Annotated in this window: 16 protein-coding genes; 2 read left to right on the top strand and 14 right to left on the bottom strand. The window is 42.1% G+C overall.

The window, feature by feature from the left end; all coding sequences use genetic code 11:
• Nucleotides 1-79 precede the first annotated feature (79 nt).
• Nucleotides 80-1,603, top strand: a complete 1,524-nt coding sequence (locus tag PCY16_RS05975) for an ATP-binding cassette domain-containing protein (protein WP_195413492.1) — start codon at nucleotides 80-82, stop codon at nucleotides 1,601-1,603.
• A 94-nt stretch (nucleotides 1,604-1,697) separates the two neighbouring features.
• On the opposite strand, the gene PCY16_RS05970 is transcribed toward PCY16_RS05975, so the two are convergent.
• The 3 genes from PCY16_RS05970 to PCY16_RS05960 form a co-directional block, all read right to left on the bottom strand.
• The gene (locus tag PCY16_RS05970; protein WP_195413491.1) at nucleotides 1,698-3,566 is read right to left on the bottom strand and encodes an ABC transporter ATP-binding protein; all 1,869 of its coding nucleotides are present in this window, start codon (nucleotides 3,564-3,566) and stop codon (nucleotides 1,698-1,700) included.
• Nucleotides 3,556-5,301 carry an ABC transporter ATP-binding protein gene (locus PCY16_RS05965; RefSeq protein ID WP_195413490.1) on the bottom strand — a complete coding sequence of 582 codons (1,746 nt, stop codon included), beginning with the start codon at nucleotides 5,299-5,301 and terminating at the stop codon, nucleotides 3,556-3,558. The genes PCY16_RS05970 and PCY16_RS05965 overlap by 11 nt, the downstream gene beginning before the upstream one ends.
• A gap of 89 nt (nucleotides 5,302-5,390) precedes the next feature.
• Complete coding sequence (locus tag PCY16_RS05960; protein WP_301354391.1) at nucleotides 5,391-5,516, bottom strand: hypothetical protein; 126 nt, start codon at nucleotides 5,514-5,516, stop codon at nucleotides 5,391-5,393.
• A gap of 482 nt (nucleotides 5,517-5,998) precedes the next feature.
• Here PCY16_RS05960 and gshAB point away from each other — a divergent pair, with 482 nt between their 5' ends.
• Nucleotides 5,999-8,263 carry a bifunctional glutamate--cysteine ligase GshA/glutathione synthetase GshB gene (gene gshAB, locus PCY16_RS05955; RefSeq protein ID WP_195413489.1) on the top strand — a complete coding sequence of 755 codons (2,265 nt, stop codon included), beginning with the start codon at nucleotides 5,999-6,001 and terminating at the stop codon, nucleotides 8,261-8,263.
• A 61-nt stretch (nucleotides 8,264-8,324) separates the two neighbouring features.
• On the opposite strand, the gene PCY16_RS05950 is transcribed toward gshAB, so the two are convergent.
• From PCY16_RS05950 to PCY16_RS05900, 11 genes are all read right to left on the bottom strand, one after another.
• Nucleotides 8,325-8,921, bottom strand: coding sequence for a hypothetical protein (locus tag PCY16_RS05950; RefSeq protein ID WP_195413488.1), 597 nt, complete (start codon nucleotides 8,919-8,921; stop codon nucleotides 8,325-8,327).
• The gene (locus tag PCY16_RS05945) at nucleotides 8,902-10,431 is read right to left on the bottom strand and encodes a DUF1310 family protein (RefSeq protein WP_195413487.1); all 1,530 of its coding nucleotides are present in this window, start codon (nucleotides 10,429-10,431) and stop codon (nucleotides 8,902-8,904) included. Before PCY16_RS05945 ends, PCY16_RS05950 begins: the two co-directional genes overlap by 20 nt.
• Before the next feature lie 105 nt (nucleotides 10,432-10,536).
• On the bottom strand, nucleotides 10,537-11,097 hold the full coding sequence (locus tag PCY16_RS05940) for a GNAT family N-acetyltransferase (protein ID WP_022496317.1): 561 nt from the start codon (nucleotides 11,095-11,097) through the stop codon (nucleotides 10,537-10,539).
• A gap of 212 nt (nucleotides 11,098-11,309) precedes the next feature.
• Entirely contained in the window at nucleotides 11,310-13,715 is a 2,406-nt protein-coding gene (locus tag PCY16_RS05935; protein ID WP_195413486.1) for a glycogen/starch/alpha-glucan phosphorylase, read from the bottom strand.
• A 344-nt stretch (nucleotides 13,716-14,059) separates the two neighbouring features.
• Nucleotides 14,060-15,490, bottom strand: a complete 1,431-nt coding sequence (gene glgA, locus PCY16_RS05930) for a glycogen synthase GlgA (RefSeq protein ID WP_070576885.1) — start codon at nucleotides 15,488-15,490, stop codon at nucleotides 14,060-14,062.
• A complete protein-coding gene (gene glgD, locus PCY16_RS05925; RefSeq protein WP_070576883.1) occupies nucleotides 15,487-16,623 on the bottom strand; it encodes a glucose-1-phosphate adenylyltransferase subunit GlgD in 1,137 nt (378 codons plus the stop codon). Before glgD ends, glgA begins: the two co-directional genes overlap by 4 nt.
• On the bottom strand, nucleotides 16,613-17,755 hold the full coding sequence (locus PCY16_RS05920; RefSeq protein ID WP_060971508.1) for a glucose-1-phosphate adenylyltransferase: 1,143 nt from the start codon (nucleotides 17,753-17,755) through the stop codon (nucleotides 16,613-16,615). The genes glgD and PCY16_RS05920 overlap by 11 nt, the downstream gene beginning before the upstream one ends.
• A 190-nt stretch (nucleotides 17,756-17,945) precedes the next feature.
• Nucleotides 17,946-19,826, bottom strand: coding sequence for a 1,4-alpha-glucan branching protein GlgB (gene glgB, locus PCY16_RS05915; protein WP_021143825.1), 1,881 nt, complete (start codon nucleotides 19,824-19,826; stop codon nucleotides 17,946-17,948).
• Between the two features lie 169 nt (nucleotides 19,827-19,995).
• Nucleotides 19,996-22,191: a type I pullulanase gene (gene pulA, locus PCY16_RS05910; RefSeq protein ID WP_195413485.1), complete on the bottom strand. Its 2,196-nt coding sequence runs from the start codon at nucleotides 22,189-22,191 to the stop codon at nucleotides 19,996-19,998.
• 215 nt (nucleotides 22,192-22,406) lie between these two features.
• Nucleotides 22,407-24,821, bottom strand: a complete 2,415-nt coding sequence (locus tag PCY16_RS05905; RefSeq protein WP_145516772.1) for a DNA translocase FtsK — start codon at nucleotides 24,819-24,821, stop codon at nucleotides 22,407-22,409.
• Nucleotides 24,822-24,919: 98 nt separating this feature from the next.
• Nucleotides 24,920-25,918: an NAD(P)/FAD-dependent oxidoreductase gene (locus PCY16_RS05900; protein ID WP_145516771.1), complete on the bottom strand. Its 999-nt coding sequence runs from the start codon at nucleotides 25,916-25,918 to the stop codon at nucleotides 24,920-24,922.

Here is a 25,918-nt window from a genome sequence, read left to right as displayed (position 1 = left end):
TTGATCTTTGATATTGTTTGAAGTGAAAATCGTATTTCCCATGAAATAATATCCACAAACCCACTGCCTAGGAGGTCCTATGATACAGATTCAACACCTAACCATAACACATACTAAAGATTTTCGTGAACTCGTTCATGACTTAAATCTAACAATAACTCTAGGCGAAAAAGTCGCCATCATTGGGGAGGAAGGCAATGGAAAATCTAGTCTTCTTGCCCTCCTGGTCAATCCTAAAGCACATTTTGACCATCTTTCTTACGAGGGAACTATTACTAAACCGGATAGCCCACAGGTCTATATTCCCCAGCAGATTTCGGATGACTTACAATCCCTAACCCTTAACGACTACTTCTTTGCGGATACTTATGACCTAGACTATGCTACCCTCTATCGTCTGGCTGATGAACTTCATTTTGATAGTGATCGTTTTGCTAGCAGTCAGCTTATCTCCTCTCTGTCAGGTGGCGAGAAACTCAAAATTCAACTTATCCGAGAATTAGCCCGTCCCCACGACATCATTTTTCTTGATGAGCCCTCAAACGATATGGACTTGACTACTATGACTTGGCTAAAGGACTTTATCAAACATTCTGATAAAACCATAATCTATATCTCACATGACGAGGACCTACTAAGCAAGACAGCAGATACTATTATCCATCTGGAACTGCTTAAACGTCGTCGACAGGCAAGGACTGGTGTGGAGCACCTCGATTATGATAACTATAGCCAGCAACGCACTGATGCCTTCCAGCAACAGATACAGCAAGCGAAAACCGAGAAAAAAGCCTATGACAAAGCCATGGCCAAGCATCGCCGTATCAAACAAAATGTCCAAACTACCCTACGTAATACGCATGATAGCACGCAAGGACGATTGGTTGCCAAAAAGATGAAAGCTATCCTCTCTCAAGAAAAACGCTACGACCGCCTTGCCCAAGATATGACACAGATGCCTGATAAAGAAGACAGCATTGATCTCTTCTTCTCTCATATCAATCCTCTACCTCAGGGAAAATATCTCTTAAATCTGGATGAAAAGCAGATAAACATCGCTCCCCACCTAACCATTGAACATCTAAAATTTTCCTTGAGGGGACAGGAAAAAGTTGGTATTATTGGCGATAACGGCTGTGGTAAATCCACTCTCTTACACTACCTCTACCAAGAACTTAGCAAGAAGACAGACCTGACTATTGGCTACATGCCTCAACATTACAATACTATCTTGCAAAATGATTTGTCACCGATAGCGTTTTTAAGTAAGACAGGCGACAAGTCTGAACGAGATGTTATAAGCTCCCATCTCGCCAACCTCAACTTTAGTCATGATGAAATGAGCCATGCCATTTCTGATTTATCTGGAGGACAGAAAGGAAAACTACTCCTGCTACACCTGGTCTTAGAAAGCCCTCAGCTCCTTATCTTAGATGAACCAACCAGAAATTTTTCACCCACCTCACAACCCCAAGTCCGACAGCTCTTCGAGAACTATCCAGGTGCCATTCTGACAGTCTCACATGATGTCAACTACCTCAGACAAGTCTGCCAAAAGATTTATCGCCTGGACTCACACGGTTTAAAAGAAGTTGAGATTTAAGATATCAAATCTATCGTTTTTACAAGAAAAGTCTCAAAAGAATCATTTTCTTCATATGCAAAAGAACTCAGGCAAAACCTGAGTTCTTTTAATGTTAATCAATTTCAAGACCACCAGTATAGAGTCGGTAGTAGGTACCACCTTGTTCCATAAGGCTGTCATGGTCACCACGTTCAATGATACGTCCGTGGTCCATAACCATGATAACGTCAGAGTTAACGATGGTTGAAAGACGGTGGGCGATAACAAAGACCGTACGTCCTTCCATAAGTCGGTCCATCCCCTCTTGGACCATTTTTTCGGTACGAGAGTCAATAGAGGATGTCGCTTCATCAAGGATAAGAACCGGTGCATTAGCAAGGGCAGCACGCGCAATGGCAATCAGCTGACGTTGTCCATTAGACAAGCCTGCACCATCGTCTGTCAGAACAGTGTCGTAACCATTGTCCAGATGTTGAACAAAGGAATCCACGTTAGCAATACGAGCAGCTTCAAGAATTTCTTCACGAGTCGCATCCGCACGGCCGTAGGCAATATTTTCAGCGATAGTCCCTGTGAAGAGATGGGTATCCTGAAGCACGATACCAAGTGATCGGCGAAGAGAAGCTTTTTCAATCAGCTTCACATCGATACCATCATAAGTAATCACACCAGATTGGATATCGTAAAAACGGTTAATCAAATTGGTAATCGTCGTCTTACCAGCACCTGTCGCACCGACAAAGGCAACCTTTTGCCCCTTGTCTGCATAGAGGTTAACGTCGTGAAGGATTTGTTTCTTACCATCGTAAGAGAAATCAACGTCTTGGAAGACCACATTTCCGACCAACTCGACCAACTCGTAGTCGCCATTTGGACGTGGATGCTTCCAAGCCCAGTGGTTGGTTTTCTTGTCTGTCGCAACCATCTGACCGTCTACCAATTCGTAGTTGACCAAAGTGACCTTACCTTGGTCAACTTCTTCTGCTTCATCCAAAAGGTCAAAGATACGGTCTGCACCAGCAAGTGCCATAAGGACAAAGTTAAGTTGTTGAGATACCTGAGTAATAGGGCCATTGAAGGAACGGTTCAATTGTAGGAAGGCCATGAGACCACCAATAGTCAAGCCACCGACACCATTTAGAGCGAAGAGTCCACCAACCAGGGCAGTCAAAACAAAGGAAACATTTCCTAAGTTCCCAAGAATTGGCATGAGAACATTGGCATAGCGATTGGCTAAATATGACGACTCAAAGAGTTGTTCATTAATCTTGTCAAAGTCAGCCATACTTTCTTCTTCGTGGACGAAGGCCTTGACTACCTTCTGACCTGACATCATTTCTTCGATAAAACCATTCTCAATCCCTAGGTTCTTTTGTTGTTCACCGAAGTAACGACCTGATTTGGCTGATACATTTTTGATGACCATAAACATGATGCCTACCATGATTAGAACCACGATAAAGAGGAGAGGGCTAACCGTGAGCATGGTCACAGTCACCCCGATAAGGGTAATGGCCGTTTGTAACAACTGCGGAATAGACTGCTCAACAGCCTGACGAAGGGCATCGATGTCATTGGTATAGATAGACATGATGTCCCCGTGTTGGTGAGTGTCAAAGTAGCGAATCGGAAGCTTTTGCATACGAGCAAAAAGCTGATTACGAAGGGAACGCAGGGAATCTTGTGAAATCGTCGCCATGAGGAGGGAGGCCACATAGTTGGCAACCACACCGATAAGACAAAAGACCCCAACTGACGTCAAGAAACGTAACAATGGCCCAAAGTCATGGCTACCAGATTTGAGCATGGGTTGAACGTAAACGTCAACCAAGGACTGAATAGAAGCCGTCAAATTGACCGTTGCCAAAGAAGCAACAACAATGAGGACAAAGGCAATACTAAGCGAAAGTTTGTAGTCTTGCCACAAAAAGCGTAGAAGACGTGCTAGAGAGCCCCAATTAGCTTTTTTCTTATTCTGCATCTGCTACCCCTTTCCCTTGTGTTTGCATCTTGTAGACGTCACGATAGATAGCATTATTAGCCACCAAGTCGTCATGAGTACCAATAGCATCGATACGACCATCATTCATGACGATGATACGGTCGGCATCTTGGATAGATGAAATACGTTGGCCGATGATAATCTTAGTTGTTTCCTTGAGACTCGACGCGAAACCATGACGAATCAAACTATCTGTCTTAGTATCAACTGCTGATGTCGAATCATCCAGAATCAAAATTTTCGGATTCATGAGAAGGGCACGTGCGATACAAAGACGTTGACGTTGTCCCCCTGAGACATTGGCTCCACCACGTTCAATCTTGGTATCATAGCCATCCTTAAACTCTTGGATAAATTCATCAGCTTGGGCAATCTTACAAGCTTCAATGATTTCCTCATCTGTTGCCTGTTTATTTCCCCAACGCATATTTTCTTTAATGGTTCCTGAGAAAAGGACATTGGTTTGAAGAACCATGGCAACTTGCTTACGTAAGCTATCCAAATCATAGTCCTTAACATCGTGCCCGGCAACCCTAACCTGACCTTCTTCCACATCATAAAGGCGAGGAATCAGCTGAACCAAGCTTGATTTACCCGAACCCGTTCCACCAAGGATACCAATAACTTCACCAGACTTAATATCCAAAGTGATATCTTTGAGGACATGGGTCTTGTCACCATTTTCATCCGTGTATGAGAAATCCACATGATCAAAGCTGATAGAACCATCTGCAACTTCTGTTAAACCATTTTCAGGTGAAACAATGGTGGCTTCAGTGTTAAGAACTTCATCAATACGTTCAACAGATGCTGTAGAGATAGACAACATGACAAAGATCATCATGAACATCATGAGTGACATGAGGATGGTCATGGTGTAACTGAACATCGAAGTCAATTCCCCTGTAGTTAAGCTACCACCAACGATGAGATGGGCACCAAACCAGGAAATCATAAGGAAGGACGCATACATAGACAACATCATAGCTGGGTTAGACATGATAACTACACGAATGGCACGCATGAACATCTTGTAAATACGACGTGAGGCCTTCTTAAATTTGTCAGTCTCTTCCTGCTCTTTAACATAGGATTTCACCACACGCATGTTGGTTATATTTTCCTTGATACTGTTGTTAAGGTTGTCATAAGCCTCAAATACTTGAGTAAAAAGAGGATATACGATTTTGGTAATAATGGCCAAAACCACACCAAGGAAGATCGTTACACCAACAAAAATCCAAGCCATTTCAGCATTAATCAAGAAACTTGCTGCAATAGCAAAAATCAGGTTAAGCGGTGCACGCACACAGACACGGATAATCATCTGATAAGAGTTCTGCACGTTGGTAACATCTGTCATCATACGTGTCACCAAACCACCAGCTGAGAACTTATCGATATTTTCAAAAGAGAAAGTTTGAACCTTTTTGAAAATGGCCTGACGTAGATTCTTGGCAAATCCAGCAGAGGCAAAAGCTGCATAGCGAGCCGACTGCATGCCGCAGAATAGTGATAGAAAGGCGCAGACCAGCATGAGACCACCGTAGAGCCAAATGTTAGACATGTTGGATTGCTGGACACCTTTGTCCAAAAGATTAGCCATGACAAAGGGAATGGAAATCTCAAACATGACTTCTAGTGTCATAAAGAGGGACGCTAGGATTGAGGGTTTCTTGTATTCCTTTATCTGGGGGATAAGGGTTTGAAACATAATTACCTCCGTTTAATTTGTTTTTCTTTTTTGATGCTTTCTTGAGTGATGGCGGACGTCAGCGACCGACTCAGTCGTTCCATGACTAGTTATCGAGCCAAAGTCTCGATAACTCCGCTTCCTATAACTGCTTCTGCAGTTATAGGAATATCATCACGACGAAAGCATCGCTTTTGGGCAGAGCGAGCTGTCGAATCGTGAGCAACTTCGAACAAGTGCAAATAGGTTCAGGATGACCCCTACCACGGCGAAAAATATCGCCTGCCCTGAGCAGAGCATGTTTCAGGCATTGATAGATATAAGCTAGTCCTGTAATCCATCACGGTGAAAGCATCATTTTTGAGCAGAGCATACTGTCTGAAAGCTACTCTTAACGCTCATCCTTTATCTATAAAAGAACGGTTATACCCTTTTGAGAGCATACAAAAGCCCCTGAGGGCAGACCCTAGGGATGCTTTCATTCTTATATACACGTCATTAGTATAGGCTAATTTGATTTAAATTGCAAGAGAAATAACATTTTACCAAAAAATCGGTGGGTATTTTACAATTTTTGCATATAATAGAGCTAAAAAGCAACTGGTTTTAAGAATTCTTATCTAAAACATTCGGAAATTCCCCTTAACCGTAGCGGAAAGTTGTTTTCTTCTCCTATTTATAATAGACTATCACTAACATTAGATGAAAAGGTGACTCTATGACTATAAATCAACTGCTTCAAAAGCTGGAGCCTACTAGCCCTATCCTTCAAGCTAACTTTGGAATTGAACGTGAAAGTCTTCGTGTCGATAGACAGGGAAAATTAGCACATACGCCTCACCCTTCCTGCCTAGGAGCTCGAAGTTTCCACCCTTATATTCAAACAGATTTTTGTGAGTTTCAGATGGAACTCATCACACCAGTTGCTAAATCTACCACTGAGGCTCGTCGATTTCTTGGAGCCATTACCGATGTAGCTGGACGTTCCATCAGTAAAGATGAACTTCTCTGGCCCTTGTCCATGCCTCCTCGTATCAACGCCCAAGAAATCCAAGTTGCCCAACTGGAAAATGAATTTGAACGCCATTATCGTAACTACCTGGCCGAAAAATACGGAACTAAATTACAAGCTATCTCAGGTATCCACTATAATATGGAACTAGGGAAAGATTTGGTTGAGGCCCTATTCCAAGAAAGTGATCAGATTGATATAATTGCTTTCAAAAACGCCCTCTATCTTAAGCTGGCTCAGAACTATTTGCGCTATCGTTGGGTGATTACCTATCTCTTTGGTGCTGCACCTGTTGCTGAGCAAGGCTTCTTCGACCAAGAAGTGCCAGAACCCGTGCGTTCCTTCCGAAACAGCGACCATGGTTATGTCAATAAGGAAGAAATCCAAGTATCTTTTGCAAGCCTAGAAGACTATGTCTCTGCCATCGAAAACTATGTCGAACAAGGTGATTTGATTGCGGAAAAGGAATTTTACTCGGCTGTTCGTTTCCGTGGACAAAAGGTTAATCGCTCCTTCCTTGACAAGGGAATTACCTACCTGGAATTCCGTAACTTCGACCTCAACCCCTTTGAGCGTATCGGTATTAGCCAAAATACCATGGATACCGTACACCTACTCCTTCTAGCCTTCCTCTGGCTGGATGCCCCTGAAAATGTTGATCAGGCTCTGGCTCAAGGTCACGCGCTGAATGAAAAAATTGCCCTCTCTCATCCTTTAGAACCTCTACCTTCTGAAGCTGAAACTCAGAATATTACGACAGCTCTGGACCAACTGGTGCAACACTTTGGGCTTGGTGACTATCATCAAAGTTTGGTCAAACAAGTTAAAGATGCCTTTGCAGATCCTAACCAGACACTAGCAGCCCAACTCTTGCCTCATATCAAAGACAAGTCCCTTGCTGACTTTGCCCTTGACAAGGCTCTTGCCTATCATGATTACGACTGGACTGCCCACTATGCCCTTAAGGGTTATGAGGAGATGGAACTTTCTACCCAGATGCTGCTCTTTGATGCCATTCAAAAAGGGCTTCATTTTGAAATCCTAGATGAGCAGGATCAATTCCTTAAACTCTGGCATAAAGATCATGTTGAGTACGTCAAAAATGGTAACATGACCTCAAAAGACAACTATGTAGTTCCTCTTGCCATGGCTAATAAAACCGTGACCAAAAAAATCCTGGCTGATGCTGGCTTCCCTGTCCCTGCCGGCGACGAATTTACCAGTCTAGAACAAGGTCTAGCCTACTATCCTCTTATCAAGGGCAAGCAAATTGTGGTTAAACCAAAATCAACCAACTTCGGTCTGGGCATTTCCATTTTCCAAGAGCCTGCCAGCCTTGATAACTATAAGAAAGCCCTCGAGATTGCCTTTGCAGAAGATACAGCTGTTCTTGTTGAAGAATTTATCCCAGGAACCGAATACCGTTTCTTCATTCTGGACGGGCGTTGTGAGGCTGTTCTCCTTCGTGTCGCTGCTAATGTTGTCGGTGATGGCAAACACACCATTCGTGAATTAGTCGCTCAGAAAAATGCTAACCCATTGCGAGGCCGTGACCACCGCTCACCGCTGGAAATCATTGAGCTAGGAGACATCGAACAATTGATGTTGACTCAGCAAGGTTATGCACCTGATGATATTCTCCCAGAAGGGAAAAAGGTCAATCTCCGCCGTAACTCCAACATCTCTACGGGTGGTGACTCTATTGATGTTACTGAGACCATGGATTCATCCTATCAAGAATTAGCTGCAGCTATGGCGACTAGCATGGGGGCCTGGGCTTGCGGGGTTGACCTCATCATTCCAGATAAAACTCAGCCTGCTAGCAAGGAAAAACCTCATTGCACTTGTATCGAGCTCAACTTCAATCCCTCTATGTATATGCACACCTATTGTGCTGAAGGTCCTGGACAAGCTATCACTCCAAAAATCCTAGACAAGCTTTTTCCAGAAGTTACCACAAGTCAAACCTAAAACCTAATTCTTAGGAACAAACAAATCACCTTTATCTCGAGATAAAGGTGATTTTGCTTTATTAACCAAACTCTCCTGCTTCTTCCTCAGGATGCGTTTCCATGTACTGGATGTGTTGTATATAGGCATCTTGAGCCTGATTGAAGGCTTCCTGATCACTATATGGATAATCTATATAAAATAGGTCCCGCCAGCCATTAAAGGTTTGGCTATTGTAAAAACCTTGAATCTTTGTGGGAAGAAACTCTTTGTTGTAGCTGATCCGCAGCTTAAGCATGGTCTTATCCTGAAACTGAGTGATGATACTGTTGGAGGTTTCTTGACCTTCCAGACTAGACCAAACGTTATTCAGAACGATGTCCTGACTATAGTGATTAGCCTTGATACGATTTTTGTCCACTGGGAGCTTCTGGGTGGCCTCTAAAAGGTAGGACGCCTCCCCCTGAAAATAAGCCTCAATGGTCAAATCTCCAAGACTGGAGCCATATAACAGACCATCTTTAATAGCAATATTTGACCCAAAGAGTCTCTGACCAGCCACATCAAAGGACATCCCCTCATCCTGCCCGTAGAGCTTGATGGCATAGGCATCCCTTACACGATAGAAATTTTTAGCGACAAGAACACTATCAAGGGTTTCAGTCTTTTTTGTCTCCACCTTGGGGGTTGTAGGTTTCTTGGTAAAAGCTGTCAAACCCATTAAGCACAAGATGAGAGCGAATATAATCAAGGTAAGCATTGTAGACCTGGAGGCGGTCTTCAGCTTTAACTTGTCTCCATGTTTCAAGATCTTTCAAGCCTCCTTTTTTAACAATATCAGCATAGCGCCCACCATTTAAGACATTCTTGGCATTTTTCCACTTTCTAACCATTTTGCGTCTAATCGCATTATCCGCAGGGTGATGAACATCGAGATAGGTATGGCTATTATTGAGATAGGCTGGCAAGTCAGCATTTAATCCCTTAGATAGGCCGTAGTTAGCAGAGTCCGTATCAGCAATGTCAGCACCATCTTCAATCTTGTAATGCTTAGGATTAGAGTCGATGCTACCGTCTTTTTTAGTCTTGTAGACATTCCACTCAGAAACAAATTTCCCTGTATCCATATTGACAATAAATTCAATAAAGCGGGAATTGCTGACACCGTAAGGTCCCATGACACTGGTCTGAGGTAGCTGAATTTTCATGTTCTCTGGATAGGTAAAGTCTCCCAAGCTTCGATTATGATAGGAAGCACCTGTAGTATAATCCAACTTAATCTTCTTGTCCTTGCTGTAAGCCAGAAGCTTGTCTAAATCCGTCTTGCCCTTGTAGTTGGTCCTAATATAGTCCATGGACTGCTTATCAATCCAAGACCTAAAAAGGTGGAGCTTGATACCTAACTCATCTACTCCAAGCCCTAGATCCGTCTGATAGGTCTCCATAATAGCCTCACGGAAGTAACTGTAAAAAGCGCTGGTTGGCTCTAGCTTTTTGGAAAATTTATAACCTGACTTCCCTAACTGGAGAAACTGGTACTTATCCACATAAACCTGCATGTGCTCCATAACCAAATTGAGCTTGTCGTGATTAGGCAGTTGAGAAGCTTGGAAAAAGGCCGTATAGGTATCGGAGCCCACTTCCTTACTTTCTTGATCAATTTCTTGCAGAACCTTTTCCAACTGGTTCAAAGAAGTCTTCTTCATCTTACTTCTGACCTGAGCCACATAGGCCGGTTTAATGCCTTGATCCCAGTGATCACGAGATATAATAGCATCTGCCTTTTGCGAAATTAAGGTCAACCGTTTCTGATAAGACTCGTCCTCCAAGGCTAGCTTCAAAGCCTTTGATGGCGTAGCTTGAACCACAGACAAATCACCGTAGATATCAGACTTTAGGACAAGATTTACCTGCATATCATAGGAATGATTGATATGGAGAACGAGGTGAATCTTTCCATCTTCCTTCCTAACAGACAAAGAATCGAGTTGATAGGATTGTATAATCCCAGCCTGACTAAGGGCCAGTCTATCTAGATTTTCCAAAGAATCCTTATAGATATAGGAAATCTCAGGGTCTTTGACCTTCTTTACCAGAGAGTGATTTCGCTGTCTGTTGAAAACCACAAGACCAAGTATAAGGATTACAGTCAGAGCACTTGCCAGATACTGTAAAATTACTTTCTTCATAGTACTTCCATTATAGCATAGGAGGACAAAATATTCTGAAAACGATTGGCAAAAGCTGAAAACAAATGAAAAACAGGTCGACTAAGACCTGTTTGGTTTGATCGTTTATAAATCACTCAAGCGACGATGTTTAATACTGAAGTCAAAATAAGCATTTTCCTGAAGTTTGCGGAATATCTCTCTGTAGGCTTCTTCGTCAAAGTGATCTCCACGATAGAGAATCTCAAAACTCAAACCTTCATATTCCAAGAAAGCATTGGAAGTCTTGAACCCATTACGCTTATAGAAATCCCAACGTGCCTCACGTTGCTCAGGATTGTCATTTGGTTCATCCAAGCGCTCTACTTCCAAGACCATAGAACGAGATGGACCATAAAAGTCCACCAGTTTATCAATAATCTCACTTCCGTAGCCATGACTCCGCATTTGAGGAACGATGGCAAAGAAACTCACATAAAAAACTTTGGCATTGTAGAGAACTGAGGCAAATCCAACAAAATCATCCTCGTCATAAAAGGCAAAGAAATGATAATCATCACGGCCATCCAATTGTAAAAACTCACTTAATGGAATACGTTCTTCTTCTGGGAAGGCCTCGTTATTTAAGCGCTCTACCCTATCTAATTCTGGAAACTCCTTAGTAATTAATTGGCTGCGTAAAGCCATGTATTTTCCCCCTTTTTGATGCTTACACCTATAAGTTATTATAACACCTTGATAAGCTAGTGCAAGTTTCAAGGGCTAAGATAGATCTGCAGATAAACTTCTCCTGCCAATTATAAATGCTTTTGGGCTGTCTATGACACCCCTCTTCTAAAAAAATAAAAAGACAACGACCATTTCTAGCCTTTGTCTTTTTGTGATTCATAAGCTATCGCTTATTTTTTCAATTCCCAAATTTCTTTAGCATACTCTGTAATCGTATCATCTGAAGTGAACTTATGAGATTTAGCAATATTTGCCAAGCTCATGCGTGCCCACTTATCATGATCACGATAAAGCGCATCGATTTTCTCTTGAGCTTCTACATAAGCGGCGAAGTCTTCCAAGAGGAAGTACTCATCGTTGTGGGTGATGAGGGCTTCATAGATTTCAGTACCTTCAGCTTGAGCATTTGGAATCGTACCGTTAACAAAGGTATCAACGACACGACGAACGACTGGGTTATTCTCATAAACTGCACGAGAGTAGTAATCGTGACGTGCATAGTGTTCATAAACTTCGTCCTTGTCCATACCGAAGATGACAACATTCTCATCGCCTACTTCATCCTTGATTTCAATGTTGGCACCGTCAAGTGTTGCCAAGGTGATAGCACCAGTCATCATGAATTTCATGTTTGATGTACCAGATGCTTCTTTAGAAGCCAATGAGATTTGCTCAGAGACATCAGCTGCTGGAATGATAAGCTCCGCAAGACTGACACGGTAGTTTTCTAGGAAGACAACTTTAAGTTTTCCTTGAAGGCTTTCATCATTGTTAACAAGGTTGGCAACTTCGTTGATGAGTTTGATAACAGATTTAGCGAAGTGATAACCAGGCGCAGCTTTGGCACCAAAGATGAATACACGTGGTACCATGTCTTTATCTGGGTTATCTTTAAGATCCCAATAAAGTTTGATGATATGAAGAAGGTTAAGCAATTGACGTTTGTAAGCGTGAAGACGTTTCACTTGAACATCAAAGATAGCATCAGTAGACACTTCTACGCCTGTTGTTTCCTTGATGTAGTCTGCCAAACGTTGTTTAGCAGTTTTCTTAACTTGATAGAACTGGTTCAATACTTCCTTGTCATCCAAGTAGGTTGTAAGATTTTCAAGCTCATGGATGTCGTTACGCCAACCGTTACCAATCACGTCATCAATTGCTGCTGAAAGTTCAGGAGCTGCAATTTGTGTCCAACGACGTTGAACGATACCATTTGTCTTGTTATTGAATTTTTCAGGATAAATAGTATAGAAGTCGTGAAGGGTATCTTCTTTAAGAAGTTCTGTGTGGAGTTTGGCAACCCCGTTGACTGAGTGACCACCAATAATCGCCAAGTTAGCCATATGCACTTGGTTATCCTTCACGATACGAGTGCGTTCGATAACATCTGCAGCAACACCACGTCCAGCCATTGCAGCTACATAACGGTTATCGATTTCCAAGATGATTTGGTAAACACGTGGAAGTACACGTTTGAAGAGTTGTTGATCCCATTTTTCAAGGGCTTCTTGAAGGATGGTGTGGTTAGTGTAGCTCATGGTCTTAACAGTCGCATTCCAAGCATCTTCCCATGAAAGACCGTATTCATCAAGGAGGAGACGCATGAATTCAGCTGGTGCAACCGCAGGGTGAGTATCATTGATGTGAACAGATACCTTTTCGTGGATATCTTTCAATGGCAAGCCCATCTTGAGGTAAGACTTAATGATTGTTTGAAGACCTGCGCTTGTCATAAAGTACTCTTGAACCAAACGCAATTCTTTACCTTCAATCGTTGTATCATCTGGATAAAGAATGGCTGTAATATCTTTCACACGACGGCGAGCTTCCAAAGTTGGGTAGTCCAATTCATACTCTTCAGGAATTTCAACATCCCAGAGACGAAGGTTATTAATCACACCATTTTGATAACCGATTTGTGGCACATCGTAAGGCACAGCACGAAGAACTTGAGCATTCTTATAAGTTGGAACAAAACGACCATCTTCGTCACTCTCAAGGACAACATCACCGAAGAGTTTTACATAGACAATATCATGGTCTTTACGTGTTTCCCAAACATTTCCTGTTGAACCAAACCATCCATCTGGCAATTCAACTTGATAACCATCAACAATACGTTGTTTGAACAGTCCATAACGGTAACGAAGACCATTACCAAAACCTGGATAACCAGTAGTTGCAAGCGAATCCATGAAAGCAGCAGCCAAACGACCAAGACCACCGTTACCAAGTGCCATATCATGCTCAGCTTCTACCACTTCGCGGAAATCGATATCAAGTTCTGCGAATCCTTCTTTAACAAGGTCAAGAATACCAAGGTTGAGGAGGTTAGTTTCCAACATACGACCTGGAAGGAATTCAATCGAGAAGTAGTAAGCAATCTTTTCTTGATTGTCTGAAAGCGCATGGTTACGTTCAATCCATGTGTTAGTGTAATACTTACGGATCAAACCAGCCAGGGCCGTGAAAATTTCAGTTGGTGTAGCCTTAGCCACTTTAATCAACTGTTCTTGGTGGAGCGTGTCTTTAAAGTCACGGATGAATTGTTCTTTTGTTAAATTTTCGAGTTGCATAGAAATCCTTTCTTACTACTTCCTTATCTTCAATACACTTCTTACAGAGGGATCTATTCAGATAAGAGGGAATTGGAAATTTTCCTCAAACTTCCAAACCTTGCCAATCAAGATTCGAAACAGATATTTCAAAATCTTTATTTACAAAACTATCAAAACAGTCAGGTTTATTAAACACGATTAGAGTTAGTCTTCTATTCAGATTTTTAGATATCTTCTCTTTCATTGCTTTATCAGCAAGATTGGGAGATGCTATCCTGACTTTTGTCAAGATTATATAGAAGCGTTTTCAAACGCTTTACACGAAGATAACTTTTCCCTTGCGAGAAAAGTTATCTTTGCAATTATACTAATTGTTTGTACAAATCAACATATGCCAAACTTGCTGTATCCCATGAGAAGTCACGTGTCATAGCATTGTGCTGGAGTTGTTTCCAAGCATCAGCATTGTTTTCGTAAACATCGAGAGCTTTTTCAAGGGTTTGAACCATCCAGTAACCTGAGAAGTTACCAAATGAGAATCCTGTACCTGAGCCTGTCACAGGGTTGTATGGTTCAACAGTATCACGAAGACCACCAACCTCGCTAACCACTGGCAAGGTACCGTAGCGCATAGACATCATTTGAGAGAGGCCACATGGTTCAAAGGCTGAAGGCATAAGGAAAATGTCACAACCAGCATAAATTTGTTGAGCTAACTCTAGGTTGAAAGTAATGTTGGCAGACATTTTTTCTGGGTAAGCGTGACCGAACCAAGAGAAAGAATTCTCATAGTCGCTGTAACCAGTACCCAAAAGAACAATCTGAACATCATGTTGCAAGATGTTGTGAAGTTCGTTGACAACCAAATCGAAACCTTTTTGGTCAGTCAAACGTGACACAATACCAATCAATGGGACATCTTCACGAACTGGGAGACCAACACGTTCTTGAAGAGCTGCCTTGTCTTTGGCCTTACCTGACAAATCATCCACTGAGAAATGATAAGGAATGTGAGCATCTGTTTCTGGATCAAGGAGGTCCGTATCGATACCATTAACAATACCAGACAACTTACCAGATTCCATGCGCATAATTTGATCTAGGCCTTTACCAAATTCAGGTGTTTGAATTTCACCAGCGTATGATGGAGAAACTGTTGTTACACGATCTGCGTAAAGAACAGCTGCTTTCATCCAGTTGAGGCAGTCATTCCAACGGAGAGTACCATCAGCATAACGCTCGTAACCAACACCAAAGATTTCCCAAAGCATACCACTGTCAAATTGACCTTGGAACTCAATATTATGGATAGTGAAGACTGTCTTAATACCTTGGTAAGCTTGAATCCAATGGTATTTTTCCTTAAGAAGGAATGGAATCATGGCTGTGTGGTAGTCATGAACATGGAGAATATCTGGAATAAAGTCCACTTTTTCCATCAACTCAAGGGCAGCCATTTGGAAGAAGCCAAAACGCTCACCATCATCCCACTCACCGTATACCGTACCACGGTTGAAATACTGTTCATTATCAATGAAGAAGAAGGTCACACCATCACGGACAATTTTCTTGATGCCGACATATTGACGACGCCAACCAACATTTGTATAGAAGAAGCCAAGGTCTTCAACCTGATCGCCAAATTTAGCCGAAACCACATCATAATATGGGAGAATTACGGCAACCTCGTGACCATTTTTGACTAGAGATTTAGGAAGAGCACCGATAACGTCACCCAAACCACCAGTTTTAGCGAAAGGTGCACCCTCTGCTGCTACAAATAAAATTTTCATCGTACAATATCCTCTGTTACAACGCTACCTTTTTTGATGATAACTGGGTTGTTTTCTGTACCGCGAACCGTAACACCTTCAGCGATTTCAACACCTTTATCCACAATAGCATATTCAACTGTTGCGCCTTTAGCAACTTTAACACGTGGGAAGATAATTGAATGGCTAACACTAGAACCTTCAGAAAAGTCAACATTACGTGAAATCATTGAGTTCTCAACTTTACCTCGAACAATCGAACCAGATGCAAATTGTGAAAGCTTAACTTCAGAAGAGTCTGCATAGTATGTTGGCTCTTCATTTTTAACTTTTGTATAAACTTTTTGGTTTGGTGCAAAAAGTTTATAGAATTTTTGTGATTCCAGCATATCCAAGTTAGCATCAAAGTACGCTTTTACTGAGTGGATATTTGAAAGGTAACCAGTGTACTCGTAAGCAAAAGCATTTTCAGCAACTGCCAAATCACGAAGTACATAACGAAGCTTACGAGGTTCTTCTTTAGCTGCTTCTTCTTCCAATTTTTCAATCAAGAATGGTGTATCCACAACAAAGATGTCTGTAGACATATTGTAAACTTCTTTATCGCCACCCTGGAAGAGCTCATGGCCAAGCACTTTGTCAGAGTCATCAATTTCTAAAACGCTGTTTACATCTGAAATGAGTTCTTTAGGAAGTTTTTTGTAGACCACAGTAACTTTTGGTTTTGTTGTACTGTGAAGGTGGAAAACTTGGTTAAGATCAATGTTGACCAAAACATCACTGTTAAGAGCTACAGTCTGATCTGAGCCTGAACGTTTAAGGTAAGTCAAAATTTGACGATAGTATTCCTCATCAACAGTTGAGCTTTCAACAGGAGTATTGTAAATACCAAGGTAGTAGTGACTGAGAAGAGTAGACAAGCCCCACTCACGACCTGAACGAATATGGTCGAAGACAGAACTGATGTTTTCGTTTTGGAAGATTCCGAAGACGCTACGGATACCAGCATTAGCCAAGTTAGACAACGGGAAGTCGATGAGGCGATATTTTCCGCCAAATGGTAGGCTGGCAATAGGACGGTGCTCAGTCAAACCACCCATGTCATGGAATCCTACGGTATTTCCTAGAATTGCAGAATATTTATCAATCTTCATCTTTTGGTACCCCCACTACTTCATTGTATCCTACGACTTGCACTTCTTCTGTACCGTCAATTTCCACACCATCGGAAATGTGTGCACCTTCACCGATAATAGCTCGTTTAATTTTTGCACCTTTACCAATAATTGCACCACTCATAATCACTGAATCTTCAACGACTGCCCCTTCACGAATTTGTGCACTTGTTGAAAGCACAGAATGTTTAACAGTTCCATCAACCAAACATCCATCAACAACGAGTGAATCTTCAACATGAGCATTCTCACCAAAGAAGTTTGGTGGAGCAATCACGTTACGTGAGTAAATTTTCCATTGACGGTTACGACTATCCAAGGCATTTTCAGGAGAAATGTACTCCATATTTGCTTCCCAAAGGGATTCGATAGTACCTACGTCTTTCCAATAGCCTTCAAATTCATAAGCAAAGACGCTTTCACCTGTTTCAAGATAAGCTGGGATAACGTTCTTACCAAAGTCTGACATATCAACTGAACTCTTTTCAGCTGATACTAACATATTGCGAAGACGTTTCCAATCAAAGATGTAAATACCCATTGATGCTTTCGTAGATTTAGGGTTTTCAGGTTTTTCTTCGAACTCAACAATACGGTTATTAGCATCAGTGTTCATGATACCGAAACGGCTAGCTTCTTTAAGTGGCACATCAAGAACGGCGACAGTAAGACTTGCGTTGTTATCTTTGTGAGATTGGAGCATATCATCATAGTCCATCTTGTAAATATGGTCACCAGACAAAATCAAAACATATTCAGGATTGATGCTATCGATATACTCAATGTTTTGATAAATAGCGTGGCTGGTACCTTCAAACCAACGATTACCTTCGCTAGCTGAGTAAGGTTGAAGAATTGATACACCAGAGTTAACACCATCCAATCCCCAACTTGAACCATTACCGATATGATTGTTCAAAGCAAGTGGTTGATACTGTGTAATGACACCTACATTGTTAATTCCTGAATTGGCACAGTTTGACAAACCAAAGTCAATGATACGGTAGCGTCCACCAAACTGAACAGCTGGTTTGGCAATACTTTGGGTCAATTTTCCAAGACGAGTTCCTTGCCCACCAGCAAGGATCAAAGCCAACATTTCATTTTTCATGAATAGTCCCCCTCATGATTTTTAGTTTCATCCTCAAAAGGATGTTAGACAATCAGCCGAAACTGATTATGACAATTAAAGTAAGTTTCTCAGTGTGGCAATAGTTTGGGCGTCAGAAAGCTTCTTTCAACCGTGACTTTCTTGCTATCATCCCTGAAAAACAAATCGTGTACACGTTTAATTCTACCCTTTATTTCAAGCGACGTTTAACACGCCAGATACTTGCTCCAAGAGCTGGCAATGTGAAGCTAAGGGTATTTTCATAATCCTTCCACTTCGCCTTTTGGGTACGAGTTTCAGGATTTCCTTCTTTCCAGACACCACCGAATTCTTCCATCTCAGTGTTAAGTACTTCTTGATAAATACCAGCGACTGGCAATCCAATAGTGAAGTCTTGACGTTCCACTGGAGCTAGGTTGAAGACACAGACAAGGAAGTCACCCTTATCGCCTTTGTCATCCTTACGAATGAAGGAAAGCACACTTTCAGCACGGTTATCCGCGTCAATGATTTCAATACCATCGTAAGAATCATCAATCTGCCAGAGAGATTTATGGTCCTTGTAGAAAGCATTCATATGGCTAGTAAAGGCCTGCATCTTCTGGTTCATCTCATCTTCAAGATTACCCCATTCGAGTTGATAATCAAACTTCCACTCCAAGAATTGACCAAACTCAGAACCCATAAAGAGCAATTTCTTACCTGGGTGACAGAGTTGGTAAGCATAGAGGTTACGAAGACCAGCAAATTGATTATAGCGGTCACCCCACATCTTATGCATCATGCTCTTCTTACCATGAACCACTTCATCATGTGAGAAAGGTAGAACATAGTTTTCATTGAAGCAATACATGAAACTGAAGGTCATCAGATTGAAGTCATACTGACGGTAAACTGGATCTTCTGCGTAGAATTTGAGGATATCGTTCATCCAACCCATATTCCATTTGAAGTCGAAACCTAGACCACCTTCTTCAATCGGTTGGGTGATTGGCGTTGCTGCAGTTGATTCTTCCGCAACCATCATAACATCTGGATAGCGTTTTTTAATTTCACGATTGAGTTTTTGAAGGAAGCCGTAGCCTTCCAAGTTACGATTTCCACCGTCCTTGTTAGGCATCCATGGACCTTCATCATAGTCCAAATAGAGCATGTTAGATACTGCATCCACTCGGATACCATCGATATGATAATTTTCAATCCAGTAAAGAGCACTTGAAATAAGGAAAGACTGAACTTGATTTTTTCCTAAGTCAAAGTTAAGTGCGCCCCAACGATAGTTATGAGCTCGATCATGATCCTGATATTCGAAAGTTGGTGTACCATCGAAGTAGGCCAAAGCATCGTCATTCTGTGTATAGTGACCTGGGACCCAGTCTACCAAGACACCGATATTATTCTGGTGACATGCTTCTACGAAATCTTGAAATTCTTCTGGTGTGCCATAGGTATGCTCAAAAGCAAAGTAACCCATAAGCTGGTAACCCCAACTCATCCCAAGAGGATGAGCCATGAGTGGCATGAATTCCACGTGAGTATAGTTCATCTCAACCAAATATGGAATCAACTCTTCTTTCAATTCTTTGAAAGTATAAGGTTGACCATCCTCTTTTAGTTTCCAAGATGATGCATGAGCTTCATAGATATTAACCGGACGTTTTTGGAAACCAAAGCGTTTACGACGACCCATCCAAAGGCCATCCTTCCACTTCTTAGTTTTCTTCTTACGAATCACAGCTCCTGTTCCAGGACGAGGCTCTAAGTAAGTCGCAAAAGGATCCATCTTTTCGACGACTTGACCTCCCTTACGTTTCACCAAGAACTTATAGAGTTGTCCTTCCTCTGGGAGAGCTGAAGTCGCCTCCCAAACACCGATATGGTTTTTGGTCATATCCAGAGGTTCATCAAACCAACCTGTGAAATCTCCAATTACCTGAATCTGCTCAGCATGAGGGGCCCACACACGGAAGATAAAACCTTCTTCTCCCTCTAATTCATGCACACCCAAATAATTCTGAAGGTGGAAGTTCTCACCTGTTCCAAATGTGTACATGGCTTCATCGAGATTCATACCATCACTCCTTTCTTAAACTAGCCTTGATAGTTCTAACTATCAAGAAATTAAAACATTGAAATATATGTAAATACACTAGAAAACCCTTCAGACCGATAGGGCTTACAAGTAAACAAAACCACTTATGTAAGCGTTTACTGTATTATAACATTTCTTGACATTCTTGTCAGTAAATCTCCAAATCTTTTTTCATATTATCGAACACAAAAGTCTTACGTAATTTTCCAGAAATGTGCAATTCAACAATACCTGAATCGTACTCCGCTTTTGCGACATAGAGATTATCGTAAATATCTGCATATGAACGATATGACAATTCTGGTACGGTTTGCTTACGCTCAATTAATTTGGCAACTTTAGCAACCAAGTCTTTCTTAAGGGTCACTTGATTCCAATCCACCTGATTAACGGCATCAGGAGCATTGTAGCTATTCATGGCACGCTTAACATCCGATTCCGTGTAGTTTCCGTCTTCACCTGTTGCAACCATCTTACTACGCTGAAATTCTTGTCCCAACTGCATGAAACACATCCCTTGCATACTTAGATTAAGAGCATTTGCCAAGTAGATACGTTTTTCAATATCTTCTGGCGAATCATGTGGATGCAAATGATGCATAAGGTCATTCAAATTGTAATTGTCATGAGCTTCAATATAGTTGAGAACCTGACCCGGCATGAGGTAGTTTACAAAACCACGGCTACCAAGCAGACTCTTGGCAATCTGGTCTTCCAATGGGGCTCCAGACACATAACCGTTACTGATATGTCCATAGACTTCTGCCCCTTTAACGGCGTCACGCGCATTGTCATTGAAAAATCCGATTCTAGGCATCAGGGCTGCATTATCCTTCTTGCCCTTTTGATCCACAGGAAGACCAATTCCCATATCCCATCCTTCACCATATAGAAGAATCCTAGGATCAATATCATCCATGGCCGAACGAATGGCATTCATAGTAGCAACATCATGCAAGCCCATAAGGTCAAAACGGAAACCATCCACTCCAAATTCTTCTGCCCAATAGGCCAAAGAATCAATCATATACTTACGGTACATTTCCTTTTCACTGGCTGTTTCATTTCCACAGCCTGATCCGTCTTGGAAAGACCCATTGTCATGCATACGGTAGTAATAAGCCGGCACAGAAAGTTGGAAGGGAGAGCTGTAAGAAGAGTAAGTATGATTATAAACCACATCCATGATAACCCCTATTCCTGCCTCATGGTAGGCCTGAATCATTTTCTTAAGCTCTAGAATTGGTGCCACGGGATTCTTTTGATCAGCAGCAAACTGACGATCCGGAACATTGTAATTTTCAGGATCGTACCCCCAGTTGTAGAGAAGCTTCCCACCTTTATCGTAGGTTTTATGGTGATCAAAGACCGGTTGCAGTTGGACATAGTTGTAACCCATACGTTTGAGGTAATCAAAACCAGTCACATCTCCTTGGGCATTTCTAGTCCCTTTCTGACAAGCACCTAGATAGGTTCCTCTATAGGACTTCTTAACACCAGATGTCTCTGAAATTGAGAAGTCACGGACGTGCATTTCACAGATAACGGATGAGCAAGCATTTGCCTTACGCCAGCTCGCTTTTTGCTTGGTAACCTTTTCATACCCTCTTGGAACAAGTCGCTTAGGATTGACCACTAAACTTTTTTTATTATCTAAGCTAAGGGCGATGCTATAAGGGTCTCTCGTATCCTGATAGAAGCTTTCCTCATGATAAACACGAAACTGGTAGGCTACCCCATCCAAATCCTTTTTGACAGTGGCACTCCAAACACCGTGAGTATTCATCTCATGACGGTCCTTATTGACGCTAGCTCCTCGACTCATCTTAATGACCTTAGGATTTTTACTGCCCTTTTTAAAAAGTAAGAGCTGCACACGACGAGCTAGTGGTGACCAAAGGCGAAACTCTGTAGCCCCTTTTTCATACTCATGCCCTAACCAGCCTTGAAAACCCCACTTTTGATCAAATTCCTGTCTACGAAGAGCCATATCAAAGGCATGCTGGTCGCGACCTTCAAAACTATGGCTAGTCAAGGCTGCCTGTTTAGAATAATAAACCGTTGGGTCACCTTCAACTATCCAAATAGCATTGGGAGCATCCCCTAGGAAGCGTCGGACACGATAATCATGTGTTTGCCTCGACCAGTCTTCCGTTTTGACCAAAAGATTGACAGAATCAATAAAACGATTAGAGGGAGAAGTAACCTGACCAACAAGGCCAAAATCGTCCTCACGTGAAAAATGGGCCACTTCGCCCCAATAACCATCTAGCCACTTCCACATACTATATCGGGAATAGTCGCCATGCATACTATGAAAATGAACGGTTAATAAATTGTCCATTTTTTAACTCCTTAGTTTTTATTACTCACTTTTTCTCCTATTATATCAGAAAATGTTCGTTTTGTAAGCGTTCTTATGGAATATTTTGCAATTTTTTGGTCTATTTTGAACATAAAAAAAGAATGAGAAAACAAATGGTAAAATGCTCATTTTTCTCATTTCTTTTGTCTGTTCTAATTCCTTTCAAAACCAGTCTTATGACTCTTTCCAGTTCATTATTCTTGAGTCATCAAAACCTTACGTGGTTTGGTGCCTTCAGCCGGTCCGATAACGCCGGCTTCTTCCAATTCTTCCATTAAACGAGTGGCACGGTTGAAACCAACTGACAGACGTCGCTGAATCATGGAAGCACTGGCTTTTTGTGTTTCAAGGACCAAAGCCTTAGCTTCTTCAAAGAGAGGGTCTCCTTCTGAGCTACCACCATTGGCAGACGAACCTCCACCAAAATCATTCTCGGAAACTTCACCAGGGTCAAAGCTCTCATCGTAGTCAGCAGAAGCCTGATCCTTGATAAAGGTCACAATACGTTCCACGTCATCATCAGAAATGAAGGAACCTTGTAGACGAACAGGGTGGTTCTCATCAATCGGTTTGAAAAGCATATCCCCACGTCCGAGTAGCTTTTCTGCCCCATTTTCATCTAAAATGGTACGACTATCTGTTCCCGAAGACACCGCAAAAGCCACACGAGAAGGCACATTGGCCTTAATCAAACCAGAGATAACATCAACCGACGGACGTTGAGTGGCGAGAATCATGTGAATTCCCGCAGCACGTGCTTTTTGTCCCAAACGAATGATAGCATCTTCCACTTCCTTACTGGCTACCATCATCAAGTCAGCCAACTCATCAACGATAACCACAATTAAAGGTAGGGGAATCTGTTTTTCTTGGGATTGGGCATTCCAATCTTCAACCTTGGCATTGTAGCCAGCAATGTTACGTACGCCAAACTTACTAAAGAGTTCGTAACGGTTTTCCATCTCATCTACCACTTTTTGAAGAGCCTTGGCAGCCTTACGTGGGTTAGTCACCACAGGGATAAGGAGATGAGGAATATCATTGTAAACAGAGAGCTCAACCATCTTAGGATCGACCATGAGGAACTTAACCTGGTCAGGACGAGCCTTCATAAGAATACTAGAGATGATTCCGTTAACCGCAACCGATTTACCAGAACCTGTTGACCCAGCCACCAGCAAGTGAGGCATCCGTCCCAAATCAAAGCTACGAGCCGAACCATCAACTGCCTTACCGAGAGGAACTTCCAAGAGCTTATTAGGATCCGTCTTGGACTGTTCCCAAAGTTCACGGAAAGAAACCGTCGCAATCTCAGAGTTAGGCACTTCGATCCCAACTAAAGACTTTCCAGGAATAGGGGCCTCAATACGGACATCTTTCGCAGCTAGAGCCAGAGCCAAGTCATCAGCTAGATTTGAAATGCGATTAACACGAACCCCAACAGCAGGCTTGACCTCGTACTTGGTCACTGATGGTCCAATTTCGGCTCGCTCAACCTTGACGTCAATATTGAAACTCTTGAAAGTATCTTCTAAGATTCGAATATTCTTACGAACGATGTTTTTCTCTTTAGATTGACTCTTAGGCTTATCAGGTGCAAAGAGATCTATCTGAGGTAATTTATACTGTAAGAGCTCCTTCGGCGTGAAATCAACCTCGACAGGTGCATCATCTCCCTCAACAACCATAGATGGCGGAAACTCCTCGGTTGGCACATCCTCTGGATAAGGTGCATAATCTTCTTGGAAATCCTCATAATCCTCTGGAGGGAGATTATCATAGTAGCCCTCAGAGGCATAATCACTGATTTCAGGTTCAGGTGCAAAAATCTCAGTTTCTTGTGGTAACTCCTCTGCGGCATCATCTAAGATTTCTCCCGTCTCCTCGTCAACAGTTAAATCAGCCAGACGATCGGCTTCGGCACGTTCTTCCGCCTCACGTTCTTTCTGAGCCTGACGTTCTGCCTTCTTTTCCTGACGTTGAGCCGTCCGTTCCAAACGCTTCTCAGCCCCTTTCTGCCAAGCTTCTTTAGCATACTCCATGATATCCAAGACATCCCAAGGGCTAAGAATGAAGGCACCCAAGAGAATGATCAATACCCCAATCATGAAGCTACCGATATTTGAAAAGAGGAAGGAAATCGGTTGGTATAGGAGAGCCCCCAACATACCACCACCCGCAAAACGAGCTACTTGCACACTGACCAGTTCCCCAAAAAGCAAGTCCTTGGTACCAGGGAAAATATCCAGACCACTCATGCGTTCTAGACTAAAGAGATAGGCGTGAAACTCCAACAAGAGACCCGCGAAGATCATCCAAAATCCTGTTACGTAGTTACTATGTTTACGTAACCATTTAAAGCCAAAGAGATAAACATAGATAGCAAAAATTAAAGGATAAGCCATACTCCCCACAAATACTCGAAAGAGATTATAGAGGGTAACCCCAAAGAAACCCAATCGAAAGACTGGGAAAATTAAAACAAAGGCAAAAAAGAAGGTCCATAGCATTCGCTTAATCGCCTTCTGTCTGTCTAATTCTGCTTTTGTAAGCCGCTTCTTACTGTTCTTAGAAACCGCTCCTTTTTTCGTTTTTTTCGTTGTAGCCATAGGTGTATTATACCACGTTTTTAGACATGAAAAAAGAGAGACAAGTCTCTCCTTAGATTGAAGACAAAGTTATTTTTGAGACTTTCCTTCTTTTGACATTATTCTTCAATTAATGATGTTGAGTGAACCGGACGATTCTTACCGTCTGGATCAATATATTGGATAGCTTGGTTGATAGCGATAGGAGCTTCACCCATTCCCACAGCAATCAAATCAATCTTACCCTCATATTCTGCCGCATCACCGATAGCATAAACACCTTCTTGTGAGGTTTCAAACTGCGCATTAACAGTAACGCTAGAGCGTTTGTAATCAACATTCCAGTTACGAAGGTTTTTATTGTTGGTTGAGAAGCCAAAGCTAACAATAAGGGCATCAAGTGGCAATTCCACAACCTCGTCTGACTTAACTTTTTGAACGGTCAAACTTTGGGCAAGACCATTTTCACCCTTGATTTCAAGTGGTACATAAGGTGTCATCACACTAACTGACGATTGATGAAGAAGCTCTACACTATGCTCATGGGCACGAAAGGCATCACGGCGGTGAATCAAAGTCACACTCTCAGCAATTCCATCCAAGTGATTAGCCCAGTCAACAGCTGAATCTCCACCACCAGCAATCACAACCTTCTTGCCGGCAAATTGGTCAAGACTATGCACATTATAGAACAAGTTATTGTCCGCATAATCTTCTTCATTGTTCACACCCAAAGGACGGGGAGCGAAGGCACCATTCCCACAAGCAATGACGATAGCCTTAGACAAGTGTTGGCCCTTACTAGTAGCAATTATGAAGATGCCTTCTTTCTTTTCAAAGGTTTGCACTTCTTCTTTCAAATGAATGCTGACACGATCTTCAAAACGCTTAAGTTGAGTCAAGAGATTTTCTGTCAATTCCGCACCTGTCGTTTGCGGAAAGGCTGGAATATCGTAGATTTTCTTCTCTGGATAGAGAACGGCAGGTTGTCCACCAAGCTCTGACAGACTCTCAATAATATTAACAGTCATACCACGTAGACCGGCGTAAAAGGCAGCCCAAAGTCCTACTGGCCCACCACCGATAATGGTAATATCGTAAATCTTTTCTTCTGACAT

The sequence above is a fragment of the Streptococcus sp. SS4 genome, from assembly GCF_030440125.1.
GTDB lineage: Bacteria > Bacillota > Bacilli > Lactobacillales > Streptococcaceae > Streptococcus.
This window is presented reverse-complemented; position numbering and strand designations above follow the sequence as displayed.